Annotated in this window: 6 protein-coding genes; all 6 read right to left on the bottom strand. The window is 68.6% G+C overall.

Annotated features, from left to right (window positions below; all coding sequences use genetic code 11):
• Window positions 1-57: 57 nt before the first annotated feature.
• From AVE30378_RS03635 to AVE30378_RS03610, 6 genes are read right to left on the bottom strand one after another with little or no spacing between them, the layout of a single operon-like run.
• Complete coding sequence (locus AVE30378_RS03635) at window positions 58-777, bottom strand: PqiC family protein (protein ID WP_129239408.1); 720 nt, start codon at window positions 775-777, stop codon at window positions 58-60.
• 5 nt (window positions 778-782) lie between these two features.
• Complete coding sequence (locus AVE30378_RS03630) at window positions 783-2,444, bottom strand: PqiB family protein (protein WP_129239407.1); 1,662 nt, start codon at window positions 2,442-2,444, stop codon at window positions 783-785.
• 34 nt (window positions 2,445-2,478) lie between these two features.
• Entirely contained in the window at window positions 2,479-3,792 is a 1,314-nt protein-coding gene (locus tag AVE30378_RS03625; protein ID WP_129239406.1) for a paraquat-inducible protein A, read from the bottom strand.
• Between the two features lie 21 nt (window positions 3,793-3,813).
• Window positions 3,814-6,126 carry an ATP-dependent Clp protease ATP-binding subunit ClpA gene (clpA, locus tag AVE30378_RS03620; RefSeq protein WP_165360067.1) on the bottom strand — a complete coding sequence of 771 codons (2,313 nt, stop codon included), beginning with the start codon at window positions 6,124-6,126 and terminating at the stop codon, window positions 3,814-3,816.
• A gap of 55 nt (window positions 6,127-6,181) precedes the next feature.
• Complete coding sequence (gene pbpC, locus AVE30378_RS03615) at window positions 6,182-8,404, bottom strand: penicillin-binding protein 1C (RefSeq protein WP_129239404.1); 2,223 nt, start codon at window positions 8,402-8,404, stop codon at window positions 6,182-6,184.
• Window positions 8,401-13,623 (bottom strand): alpha-2-macroglobulin family protein, encoded by a 5,223-nt coding sequence (locus AVE30378_RS03610; protein WP_129239403.1) that lies wholly within the window; start codon window positions 13,621-13,623, stop codon window positions 8,401-8,403. Before AVE30378_RS03610 ends, pbpC begins: the two co-directional genes overlap by 4 nt.
• Window positions 13,624-13,754 lie beyond the last annotated feature (131 nt).

Genomic DNA, 13,754 nt, shown 5'->3' with positions numbered 1-13,754 from the left:
TTGCGGTTAACCCTAGGTTAACCGCTTGAGATCAGGCGGGTTTTGCGCGGGCGCCCTTCAGTCGTTCAGGGCCGAGCAGCCCAGCACCTGGACCGAGGCCGTGCCGGCGGGCGACTGGCCGCGGATGGCGGAGGCCATCGTCGTCGCCAGGCCGGCCACCGCGCGCTGCTGCGCGGCGATCAGCGCGGGCACGCCGGCTTCCGTCACCGTTTCGGTGACGACGCTGCGGCACAACAGCCCGGCGCCCTTCATGTTGACCGGCCGCACGCGCCAGGTGGCGTCCAGTTGCGCCATGCTGCCCGAGACCAGTTCGAAGCGCTGCACGTCCGTCTGGACCCGCCAGACGGCGGCGCCGGGCCCGGGCTTGACCATCTGCACGTCCAGGGCGCCCAGTTCCCGCTTGAGCGAATCGGACAGCGCGCCCCGCAGTTCGTCGCCCAGCGGCGAACTCCAGCGCTCGGAATACAGCGCCGACAGGCTGCCGTCGCCGGTGCGCACCATCAACTGGGGCTGGTCGGCCTGGGTCGAAACGTTGACCGGCTGCACGTCGACCAGGTAGGGAGCGGACGGGGCGCCGCCAGCCGCCGCCGCGGGGGCCGACGGCCCCTGCAAGGTGTAATAGTTCACGGGCGCCGACGCGCCGCAGCCCGCCAGCGCGGCCGCCAGGGCCAGCACGGACACGGCGCGGGGGGCCGTCCCGGACCGCTTCGCCGGGATGGAGGCTGTCTCGCGGGAGGGGCTGGCCGAGCGGGCGCAGCGGGAGGGGCGTCTATTCATGGGTTTCAGTTCCTGACAGGACCGGCGCCGGGGATCGGGTCTGGGCCGCGGCCGCGCAGCAAGGCCTCGGGGTTGGATTGCAGGAAGTCGGCCAGGGCGCGCAGCGACCGGGCCGCGCGGCCCAGTTCCTGCATCGCCCGCTCGGTATTGACGGGCAGCGACGCATCGGCAGCCAGCAGCGCGTTGATCTGCGCCATCGACTCCCTGGCCTGCTTCAGCATGGCCTGCGCCTCGGGCGCCACCTGCTTGTCCAGGCGGCCCATCAGCTTGGAGGTGCTGGCCAGCGTGGCGCGCAGGTCTTCGCCGATCTTGTCGAACGGGATCTTCTCGACCTTGGCGATGATGTTGCTGACCTGCTGCTGCAATTGGTCCAGATTGCCAGGCACCGTCGGGATGAGCGCGGGCTCGGACATCTGGAATTCGACCGGCTTGGCGTTCGGGAAGATGTCCAGCGCCACGTAGAGCTGGCCCGTCAGCAGATTGGCGGTGCGCAATTGGGCGCGCAGGCCGTGCTTGATCATGCCGCCCAGCAGGCGGCCGCCCGCCACGTCGCCGTCCTGGACGGCGCGTTCGCGCACTTCGTCGAACACGCGGCCCAGGCGCTCCGGATACAGCGTGGCGTCCACCAGCGAGTAGAAGCGCTTGGTGGCCGGATCGAAGTCCAGGTTGATCTGCGTGACGTTGCCCAGCGTGATGCCGCTGAAATCGATGGGCGCGCCCACCGCGAGCCCGCGGATCGACTGGTCGTAGCGCATGCGGATCGGGAACGCCTCGCCGTCCGGATTGGCCTTGGCCGCCGTCTCGGTCGGATAGAGATCGAACTGGGCATCGGCCGGGGCCGCCGCGCCGGCGTCGCGGGCGGTCAGGACCGGCTCGAACGCCACGCCGCCCACCGCCATCGACACCAGCGACTGGGTGCGCACCTTCAGGCCGTCCGCGTTGACGCTGAAGTCCACGCCGCTGGCGTTCCAGAAGCGCGTTCCGTTGGTGACGAACTTGTCGTTGGGCGCGTCCACGAACACCTCGACGTTCACGGCCTTGCCGTTCTGATCCAGGGCGTAGCCGATCACGCGGCCGACGTTGATGCGGCGGAAATACACCGGCGAGCCGATGTCCAGGGACCCCAGGTCCGACGCCTTCAGCTTGAAGCGCTTGCCGGCGCGGTCATGCGTGACCGCGGGCGGGACTTCCAGGCCGTCGAAATGCAGCTTGGTGGCCTTGTTGCCGTCCTTGCCCTCGACGGCGTCCACGCCGATGTAGGCGCCCGACAGCAGCGTGCCCAGGCCGGACACGCCGCTCACGTCCAGGCGCGGCCGCACCACCCAGAAACTGGTGCCTTCGCGCGCGAGGTCGGAGACTTCCTTGGCAAGCTCGGCCTGCACCACCACCTTGCTGCGGTCGTCATTGAAGCCGATGGACTTCACCGTGCCGATGGTCACGTCCTTGTAGCGGAGCTGGGTCTTGCCGACTTCCAGCCCATCGGCGGTATTGAACGAAATGGAGATGTCGGGGCCGGCCTGCATCCAGGTCCGCACCACCAGCGACAGGCCCATCAGGGCCGCCACGATGGGCACCAGCCAGATCCACGAGATCCGGCTCTTCTGCTTGCGCGAGATCGCGGGTGCGGCGAACGCCTCCTCACCGGACCCGGGGGCTTGCTCGGACATCTATTCTTCCTTTTTCGTGGGCGGAACCCGCGGCCTAGCCCATTTCCTGGCCGGCGCCCGGCGCCGGCTGGCGCCGGCCTTCGACCGGCGCTGATTCTATTTCACTTTGCCCTTCGAGATCCCAGCTACGGCGCAGGTCGAAGCTCATAGCGGACAGCATCGTCAGGATCACGACCACGCCGAACGCCGCCGCGCCCGCCCCCGCGCTGATCTCCATCAAGCCCTGGAAATCCGCCAGCGCCGCAAGCAATATAACGACAAAAACGTCCAGCATCGACCATTGGCCGATGAATTCGACCATTTGGTACAGGCGGGTGCGCGGACGCAGATTGGTCGTGCTGCGCCATTGTTCCGTCAGGAGCAGCAGGATCAGCGCAAGCAGCTTGGTGAGCGGCACCGCCACGCTGGCGATGAAGACGATCAGCGCGATGTCCCAGGATCCCATTTCCCACAGTTCGACCACGCCGCCCAGGATCGTGTGGGCGCTGTCGCCCAGCACCGAACTGACTTTCATCACCGGCAGCACGTTGGCGGGGATGTAGAACACCACGGCGGCCAGCAGCAGCGCCCAGGTGCGCGCCAGGTGGTCGGGCTTGCGGTAGTGCACCAGCGCATCGCAGCGCACACAGTGGTGCTCGGCCTCTTCGGCGTCGCGCGGCAGGGCCTGGACCTGGCCGCAGACGTGGCAGCCGGTCAGGACCTCGTCCGGCTTCGCCCGCGGCACGTGCACCGGCACCACCTCCATGGTTTCGGCGTAGCGCCATATCACGTGGGGCGACAGGCGGCCCAGCATGGTCAGCAGGATGGTAAGGAGGCCGAACGCGCCCAGCCCGATCCCGGGGGACACCGCAGCCATGCCGGCCAGCTTCACGACCGCCACCAGCACGCCCAGCAGGAACACGGGAATCATGCACCAGGGCCGCAGCACGCCCAGCAGGCGCATGGCCGCCCGGAAGGCCACGGGCTCGCTCCCGCGGGACAGCGGTCCCAGCACCCAGAGCAGGACGGTCAGTTGCAGCAGGGGCAGCGCGAAGCCCGCCAGGCCCGTCATCACCGCCACCACCTCGTGCCGCTGGCGCCAGGTGATGGAAATGGCGTCCAGCAAGGACGCCTGCTGCGTCATGCCCTGCACGGCCATGGACGCGACGGGATAGGCGTTGGCCACCCCGAAGACGATCAGGGCGGCGATGGCGAGCGCCAGCCAATTGGATAAAGTCAGCCCGCTGTAGCGCCAGAGTATGGCGCCGCAGCGGGCGCAATTGGCGGTCTCGCCAGGTTCGAGCCGATGCCGGCGATAGATGCTCGCGCAGTGTTCGCACTCGATCAGCGGCTGGCGGTCCGCGGTCATGAGGGAGGCATGCCCTTTTGCCTAGTCGACCAGTTCGACTTCCTGCTTGTCGGGCGCATCCGAGGACGGCGGCTTGCCGCTGTCGTCGAAGTTCAGCGTCACCTTGCCTTCGTCGTCCAGGTCCACCGTGACCGTGCCGCCCTCGACCAGCTTGCCGAACAGCAGCTCGTCGGCCAGCGCGCGCCGGATGGTGTCCTGGATGAGGCGTTGCATGGGACGCGCGCCCATGAGCGGATCGAACCCCTCCTTGGCGAGATGCTCGCGCAGGCGCGTGGTGAAAACGGCTTCCACGCGGCGCTCGTGCAGTTGGTCTTCCAGTTGCATGAGGAACTTGTCCACCACGCGCAGGATGATTTCGCGGTCCAGCGGCGCGAACGGGATGATCGCGTCGAGGCGGTTGCGGAATTCGGGCGTGAACATGCGGCGGATTTCCGCCATTTCGTCGCCCACCACGCGCGAATTGGCGAAACCGATGGACGGACGGTTCAGGGTTTCGGCGCCCGCGTTCGTCGTCATGATGAGGATGACGTTGCGGAAGTCGGCCTTGCGGCCGTTGTTGTCGGTCAGCGTGCCGTGGTCCATGACCTGCAGCAGGATGTTGAACACATCCGGATGCGCCTTTTCGATTTCGTCCAGCAGCAGCACGCAGTGCGGCTGCTTGGTGATGGCCTCGGTCAGCAGGCCGCCCTGGTCGAACCCGACGTAGCCCGGAGGCGCGCCGATCAGGCGCGACACCGCGTGGCGCTCCATGTATTCCGACATGTCGAAGCGCAGCAGCTCGACGCCCAGCGTGAACGCCAGTTGGCGCGCCACTTCGGTCTTGCCCACCCCGGTGGGGCCGGAGAACAGGAAGGCGCCGATCGGCTTTTCCGGCTTGCCCAGGCCCGAACGCGCCATCTTGATGGCGGCGGACAGGGCCTCGATGGCGTTGTCCTGGCCGAAGACCACGGTCTTCAGGTCGCGGTCCAGCGTAGCGAGCTTGCTGCGGTCGTCGTTGGAGACGGACTGCGGCGGGATGCGCGCGATCTTGGACACGATGTTCTCGATGTCCACCTTGCCGATCACCTTCTTCTGGCGCGAGCGCGGCAGCAGGCGCTGCGCGGCACCGGCCTCGTCGATCACGTCGATGGCCTTGTCGGGCAGGTGGCGGTCATTGATGAAGCGCGCCGACAGTTCCGCGGCGGCCGACAGCGCGGCGGCGGAATAGCGGACGCTGTGGTGTTCCTCGAAGCGGCTCTTCAGGCCGCGCAGGATCTGCACGGTCTGTTCGACGCTGGGCTCGGGCACGTCGATCTTCTGGAACCGGCGCGACAGAGCGTGGTCCTTTTCGAAGACGCCGCGGTATTCCGTATACGTGGTCGCGCCGATGCACTTGAGCTGCCCGGACGACAAGGCCGGCTTCAAGAGGTTGGAGGCGTCCAGCGTGCCGCCGGAAGCCGAGCCGGCTCCGATCAGCGTATGGATTTCGTCGATGAAGAGGATGGCGTCGGGATTGCCGCGGATCTGCTTGAGCACGCCCTTCAGGCGCTGTTCGAAATCGCCGCGGTACTTGGTGCCGGCCAGCAGCGCGCCCATGTCCAGGGAATAGACCTGGGCGGCCTGCAGGATCTCGGGCACTTCCCCGCGCGTGATGCGCCAGGCCAGGCCTTCGGCGATGGCGGTCTTGCCCACGCCGGCCTCGCCGACCAGCAGCGGATTGTTCTTGCGGCGGCGGCACAGCACCTGGATCACGCGCTCGACCTCGTGTTCGCGCCCGATCAGGGGATCGATGCGCCCGGCCAGCGCGGCCGCGTTCAGGTCGGTAGCGTACTGGTCCAGCGGCGACTGGCGCGATTCGCCCTGTTCTTCACCATTGGTCTGCTGCTCTTTCTGCACGGCGGCGGACTCCACCTGTGGCTGTTTGGTAATGCCATGCGAGAGGAAATTGACGACATCGAGCCGGGTGACGCCCTGCTGCTGCAGGTAGTACACGGCGTGCGAATCCTTTTCGCCGAAAATGGCCACGAGCACGTTCGCGCCGGTGACCGGCTTCTTGCCGGTGCCTCCCGCGGACACGTGCATGATCGCGCGCTGGATCACGCGCTGGAATCCCAGCGTGGGCTGGGTGTCGACTTCGGCGCCGCTCGGAATCACGGGCGTGTTTTCCGAGACGAACTGGCGCAGGTTGCGGCGCAAATCATCCAGGTTGGCGGCGCAGGCGCGCAGGACCTCGACAGCCGAAGCGTTGTCGAGCAGCGACAACAGCAGATGCTCGACGGTAATAAATTCGTGCCGGGCCGAACGGGCCTCGACGAAAGCCATATGCAGGCTGACTTCAAGCTCTTGAGAAATCACGCTTCCTCCGTGACGCATCGAAGCGGTCAAATACACGATTCATATTCTATGCCGATCATGGCGTAACGCCAGCGATTTCAAAAACCACACTGTCGTGGCGCCCTAGTGCATCCATGACTGTAAGGGTATACCGGCCGTCCTGCGCCAGCACTAAATTGAAAGGATGACCCGACGCGCCATGGCTGACCACGCGCCCGTCGAGCATCCACCATACTTCGCCTTCGGCTCCCTGCACATCCACGTCCAGCGCCACCCGCCGTCCGCCGGGCACGGGCCGCAGCACCGAGCCGGCCGCCACGCCTCCCAGGCGCAAGGGCCCCTGCGAGGCGTCGGCATAGCCGGCGAACGACGGCGGCGCGGTGTCGTTCAGGATCCACGCCGCGCGCTGTTCCGGACAAGCGCCGGATGGCACGCTGCCCAGCCTGTAGCCCAGCGGCCAGCACGTCACGGCGGACTGCACCGTCGCGGGCCTGACGCGGACCTGCTGCGCGCCTTCCGGCAAGGCCGCCACGATATCCTGCAGCAGCGGCGCGGCAACGTTCGCCCCGAAAAAACCCGGATTGGGGGTGCCGTCGGGCCGGCCGACCCAGACGCCGATCGTCCACCTGTCGGTCACTCCGACCGCCCAGGCATCCCGGAATCCGAAACTCGTCCCGGTTTTCCAGGCCAGCCGCCGGGCCGGGCTGCCCGACTGGTAGAACGGCCGGTCGGGGTGGCCGCCGCCCTCGAGAATATCGCGGACGATCCAGGCCGCCCCAGGGCTCATCATACGGGACTCGACCACCGGCTGCTCCGCCCGCAGGCGGGGCCGGCCGGCGACGCCGCCCCGGGCCAGGGCCCGGTAAGCGCCCACCAGTTCTTCCAATGTGGTGCCGCCCCCGCCCAAAATCAAGCTCAAATTGGGCTGGGCGCCGGCGGGCAATCGTAACCGCACCCCGCCGGCCAGCATGGCCGAGGCGAAACGGCTGGGCCCGACCCGGTCCAGCAGGTCCACGGCCGGCACGTTCAGCGACCGCTGCAAGGCCTGCGCCACGCTGATGGGACCGGCGAACGCCGCCTGAAAGTTCCCCGGCGCATAGCCGCCGAAGGACATGGGCGCGTCCATCAGCAGGCTTTCGGAGTGGATCAGGCCCTCGTCCAGCGCCTGCGCGTACAGGAAGGGCTTGAGCGTAGACCCGGGCGAACGCACCCCGCGCACCATGTCCACGTGGGCGTAGCGGGTATCGTCGGAAAAATCGGCGGAGCCGGCATAGGCCTTGACCTCCAGCGTGTCGTTGTCCATCGCCAGGACGGCCATCGACACCTTGGGCGGCAGGCCGTCCACGCGGTCCAGCAGCATGCGTTCAACCGAGGCCTGCATGTCCGCGTCCAGGGTGGACGCCACCAGGGCCGGCCGCTCGCCGGACCGCTGGGCGCCGAAACGCTTCGCGCCCGCTTCCTGCAACAGCCGCTGCGCGGCCAGCGGCGCCAGCCAGCGGGCCCGCAGCGGCGGCGCCACCACGCGCTCGATCTTAGCGTCGGCCACCTCGGCGGGCGTCCAGCGGCCCAGTTCGACCATGCGGTCCAGCACCTTGTCGCGGGCGGCCTGCGCGGCTTCGGGGTGGCGGTCGGGGCGCAGCCGCGACGGCGCCTGCGGCAAGGCGGTCAGCATCGCGGCCTCGGCCGGGCTCAGGTCGCGGGCGGGCTTGCCCAGCCACAGGCGCGAGCCCATCTCCACCCCTTCCACGATGCCGCCCATCGGCGCGTGGGTCAGGTACAGGGACAGGATCTCGTCCTTGCTGTAGTGCATCTCCAATTGGACGGCGCGCCAGGCCTGGCGCAGCTTGGCGGACAGGGAACGCGACGGCCTGCCGGCCAGTTCCGGATCGATCAGCCGCGCGGCCTGCATGGTCAGGGTGGATCCGCCCGACACGATGCGGCGGTTGGTGGCCCATTGCCAGCCGGCGCGCGCCAGCGCCACCGGATTCACGCCGGGGTGCCAGTAGAACCAGCGGTCTTCGTAGGTCAGCAGCGTTTCCAGGTAGCGGGCGGACACCTGGTCCGGCTTGACCGGATAGCGCCAGATGCCGTCGCGGCTGGGATAGTTGCGCAGGGGCGTGCCGTCGGCGGCCACGACCACCGCGGCCCCGCCCGAGTCCACGGACGGCAGGGGATAAAGGCGGTCCAGCGCGAATAACAACGCGGCCAGCGCAAACAACGCGCTGGCCGCGAAGATTCCCCGCCGCCGCCAGCGGCGGGCGCGCCGGGCGCCCGCCGCCGCGGTGTCGGCGGCGTTCAAGGACGCTTGGCGCCGCGGTCGCGGATTTCCACCGTGCTCCATTGCTCGCCCACGCCCCGGATTTCCGGCCGGTACATATCCTCGGCCACCGTCGACGGCACCGCGTAGCGGCCCGGCGTCACGACGCGCACGAGATAGAACACGTCCACCTTGCCGCGTCCCAGCGCCACCGCGGCCACGTAGCGGTCGTCGCGGAACTCGCGATGCTTGATGTTGGGATCGGCCATGGCCTCGGCCACTCGCCGCCCGCCGATCGACCAGTCCTGCATCTCGGGGCTTTGCGACAGGTTCAGGTTCTCGACTTCGAAGCCCGCCGGCACGCGGTCCACCAGCAGCCCGTCCGGGATGTTCTGGTTGGCGCTGGCCTGCACCCAGACCACCAGCATGTCGCCGGTCTGCAGGGTGCCGCCGTCCCACGGACGGCCGTCGGGACGATACCAGCCGCGCTTGAGCTGGATGATGTCGCTGCGCGGCGCGGGGGCCGACGTCGGGCTGCCCTGGATGTCGTATTCCACGAACAGGGACTGGCTGCCGGTATTGACCAGTTGCGTGCCGGCCAGGTCGGCCGCCGACAGCGACACGGTCTGGTCGCTCTTGCCGCCGGCCAGCGGCTTGCGCGCGCCGTTCACGGTCAGCGCGGCTTCCCAGGGCGTGGCCTTGTCCCCGCCCATCGCGCGCGCCGCCAGCAGCAGCGCCATCTGCTCCTGCGTCGACAGGTACGAACGGTTGCCCAGCCGGCCCGCCAGTTGCGTCATCAGATTGTCGACGCGCTCGTGGCGCAGTTCGTACTGTTGCGCCAGGGCATAGGCCAGCGCGTAATCGCGCACGCCGCTGCCGTAGTCGCCCAGCCATTCGTCGTAGTAGCCGCCGCTGCGGCGCTGGGTGATGCCGTACTCGCGCGCCATGGCCAGGTCGAGCGCGGTCTTCATGCGCCCTTCGTCGCCCATGAGCTTGAAGGCGGCCGCCAACTGGATCAGCGGCAGCGGCGAGCGCGCGCGCTCCTGGTAGTTGTCGAACAACTGGCGCACGGTGGACAGCGGCGCCTTGTTGTCGCGCGCCAGCGCCAGTATCGCGGTGGCCAGGCCGGCGAAGCGGCGGTGGTCTTCCCGCAGGATGTTGGCGTCGCTGGAATCGAAGCGTCCCGACTCGACGTTGCGCTTGAGGTTGGCCGACCAGGTGCCGAACGCGCCGGTGCTCTGCTGCACCTGCTCCAGCAGCCACTGGCGCGAACGGTCCAGCGCCGCCTCGGGCACTTCGAAGCCCTTGTCGCGGGCGTCCTGCAGGAAGCCGACGGCATAGGCCGTCAGCCACACATCGCGTCCCGAGGAACTGCTCCACAGGTTGTAGGAGCCCACCGCGTTGCGCATGCCGGCCAGGCGGCCGACCGCGCCGGCCACCTTGGCCGCGCGCTCGGCCTGGGTGCGCGGCTTCAGGCCGAACTGCTTGGCCGAGTCCTCGTCGATCATCACCCACGGCAGGGTCGCGCTGATGGTCTGCTCGGTGCATCCGTAGGGATAGTTGAGCAATCCTTCGACCAGGCGGTTGACGTTGAACGGCGGACGGTTCGAGACGGTCAGGCTGACGGTGGCGGAGTCCGGGTAATAGGACGCCACCCACGAAGCCTGCGGCGCGTTCGATTCGCCCGGGTTCAGGCGCAGGCGCCGCACCTGGCGCTCGGCCGCGTGGGCCGGCTGCACCTGCAGCACGGATTCGCGCACGATGTGCACGGGCTTGCCGCCCCCCTGCCCGTCGACGGTCAGGCGCAACAGGCCCAGGCCGTACGAGCCGGTGGTGGTGGCGTTGAAGCGCAGCGTGGCGCGCTGCTTGTCCTTCAGCGTCACGGTCTTGACGCCGTCGACGATGGCCAGCGGATCCAGCGCTTCCAGCTTCACGGTCACCTTCTGCTCGGCGCCGCTCAGGTTGGTCACGTCGAGCGCGATCGCGGCCTGGTCGCCCGGCGTGATGAAGCGCGGGGTGTTCAATTCGGCCACGATCGGCGCCGCCACCACCATTTCGGCGTCGGTGCTGCCGTAGTTGTCGGGCGTGAAGGCCACCGCCATCAGGCGCAGCGTGCCGTTGAAGTCGGGCAGGTCCAGCGGGATGTCCGCCTCGCCCTGCGCGTTCAGCTTCACCGGGCCCGAGAACAGGTCCACCAGCTTGACCTTCTTCGGCAGGCTCTTGCTGTCGCCGCGCATGGCGGCGTCGCCGCCCCACTTCAGCTTGCCCTTGGTGCCGTCCATCTTCTCGATCAGCTTGCCGTACATGTCCAGCAGTTCGGGCGCGTAGCGGTGCTTGCCGAAGAAGTAGTCGAGCGGGTCGGGCGTCTTGTACTGGTTGATGTTCAGGATGCCCACGTCCACGGCCGACAGGGTCACCGTGGCCTGCTTGTCCTGGGCGCCGTCGACCTTGACGCGCACGGTCGTCCTGGTTTCGGGCACCGCCTTGGCGGCGGCCGTGACCTTGACGTCCAGCTTGCGGTCGGCGCTGGCGATGGGCAGGAAAGTCAGGCCCAGCGCGCGCGCCGGGGTTACGCGGTCGCCTTCGCTGCCGGGGCGGAACACGGCCGCGGCGATGTACAGGTCGTGCCGCTTCCAGCTCTTGTCGACGGGGATCTCGACCTGCGTGCCGGTCGCCTTCACCGCCACCCAGGTGGACCACAGCATGCGGTCGCCTTCGACGGTGATGAGCGCCTGGCCGTCATGCGGCGGGGTCAGCGTCAGCTTGACGCTGTCGCCCGGCTTGGCCGGCACGCCTTCCAGCTTCATCTGGACGCGGTCGGGGCGGTTGCCCATGGCGTCGGCGTCCTGCGCGTTCCAGCCCGCGTAGAAGCGGTAGCGCATCGTTTCGCCCGTTTCGGGGTCGGCGATTTCGAGGCGGTAGCGGCCCCACTTCACGGGCAGGGTCAACTGGGCGCGGTCGTTCAGCGCGATATCGCGCGAATCCACCAGTTCCTCGGTTTCGGTGTAGCCGCTGTTCCAGCCGCGCTGGTCGTCGAAGCGCCAGTAGTACTGGCGGTCTTCGCGGAACAGGCGCACCTGCGCCTGCGCCAGCGGCTCGATCTTGCCTTGCGCATTCGCGCGGATCACTTCAAACGCGGCGGGCGCGCCTTCGCGGGCCACGTCGCTGTCGAATTGCGGACGCACACCGATCAGGCGGTCGGCGGGCCAGACGCTGCGCTCGATCGAGCGCACCACCGGACGGCCGCCCGATTCCAGCAGGCTGGCCGAGACCCGGACCTTCATCGGCGAATGCGTGCCGCCGGTGCGCGGATCGACTTCGAGCTGGCCGCGGCCCTTGTCGTCCAGCGCCGCTTCGGGCAGTTCTTCGAAATGGCGGCGGGAATCGTCGGCCACGTCGCCGAAGATGAAGCCGGGCCATTGCTGGGGCAGCGCATAGCGGTCGCGCTTGACCTGGAAGCTGGACAGGAGCCGGTTGCCGGCCGCGGGCGCGCCATAGAGATAGTCGCCCTGCACGTCCACCGTCAGCGTCTCCTCGGGGCTCAGCACCTCTTGTTCGGAGGTCAGCGCCATCTTCATGCGCTCGGGCAGGAATTCCTCGACCTGGAATTTCCAGGATGCGTCCGGCGCGCGCGACGCGGGGTCCACGCGCAGTTCCAGGAGCCAGGTGCCGGTCTGCGCGTCCGGCGGCAGTTCGACGCTGCGCTCGACGTAGCCCGGCAGGTCCTTGGCGGGATGCCACAGCGTGGTCAGCACCGTGCGGCCGTCCGGGCGCTTGAGCGTGGCGGTGAGCGGCGACGGGGCGAGCATGCGGCCGTCCAGGTCGCGCGGCAGCACCGACACATTGAAGGTTTCGCCCGGGCGGTACAGGTTGCGCCCGGCATAGACGAACAGGTTGTTGGGACGCGCCGTATGCCCGCCCGTATCGAACTCGGACAGGTCCAGGGCCGGTTCGCCCAGGGCCAGCACGGTCATTTCCTTGTCGCGCGACGCGCGGATGACGCGCGCGTTGGCGAAGCTGCCGTCGAAGCGGACGTGCCCCTGCCCGTCGGCGGCCGCCTTGGCCAGCGACTTGCCGGCGCCGTCCACCAGTTCGAACACGGCGCCCGGGATCGCGGTGCCGCTCTTCAGCGAAACCGAATAGGCCTCGATGCGATCGGCATAGCGGCGCGCGTGCAGGCCGATGTCGCTGACATAGAAATACGTCACCTGGTATTCATAGCGGAAACGGCCGGGCTGGCTCATCACGGCGACGTAGATGCCCGGTTCCTGCAGTTCCTTGATGCCTTCGACCGGCAGGAACGTGACGTGGCGGCGGTTGGGCTTGTCGTCGGTGACGAAACGGCCCTGGTAGACGCTGGTCGTCAGCGAGTTCAGGCGGTCCAGGTCCCAGTTGCTGACCGATCCCTTCAGGCTGCGGTTGTCGGAATAGCGCCACTCGTCTTCGTAGTCGCTGCCGCTGTCTTCTTCATCGCGGGACGAGGCGGCGCCGCGGCCGATGCCGAGGACGGTGTCGAACAGCTCGGGCACGCGCTCGGGCGATACGCGCAGGAACTGCACGTCCACCTCGGGGATGTTCACCGTGGCCACGGGCAGGCCGCCGTTCTGGCCGGCCGGCAGCACCACGCCGCGGCTGGCGAAATAGAAGGACGGCGGCATGGCCTGCGTCTTGACCTCGCAATGCGCGACCTGCGCCAGCTTGCCCGAGACGCCCGCGCCGGGCAGCCCGGCGCGCATCGTGATCGCGTAGGAGCGCTGCGGCTGCACGTAGGGGAAATAGACGATGCGCGGGTTGTCGCCGACCACCCAGTTGCCCTTGAGGATCTTGCCCTTGGGCGCGGAGTCGCCCGGCTGGACCGACGCCGGCTGGTCGCCGGCATTGGCGCCCGACTCGGAATCCTGGTCGGACGCGCCGGACGTGGAGCCCGTATCCGTGACCTGGAGGAAAGCGTCCAGTTCAGCCTTGGCGTCCACCGGCTGGGTGAACGTCACGGCCAGCGACAGCGCATCGTTGTACTGGCGAGGCTGGCAGGTCAGCGCCGCGAAGGGATCGGCCGCGCCGACCACCGCGGCGGCGGGCAGGGCCGGCGCGGCGTCGCCCCCGGCCGCGGGAACCGCCTGGCTGGCCGGCTGGGACGCGGCGGCGGGTGCGGGAGGAGCCGCCTGGCGCTCCTTCCCCATCCACCAGCCCAGGCCGATGGCGCCCGCCAATACGACGACCCCGGCTGTCGCCAGCCAGGTCTTGCTGCTCTTTCCACTCACGGCAAATCTCCCGCTTACTTTCCAATATTGCGCTGCTCCTTTGCGGCGGAGCTGCCGACCGACCATCCCGCGTGCTTCTCCGGTACGCGGGCACCGCTACCAAATTAACCGGGCAGCACAACGCCGCCATG

Source organism: Achromobacter veterisilvae (genome assembly GCF_900496975.1).
In the GTDB taxonomy this organism is placed as follows: domain Bacteria; phylum Pseudomonadota; class Gammaproteobacteria; order Burkholderiales; family Burkholderiaceae_B; genus Achromobacter; species Achromobacter veterisilvae.
The sequence above is the reverse complement of the archived record's forward strand: the minus strand, read 5'-3'. Positions and strand labels throughout refer to the sequence as shown.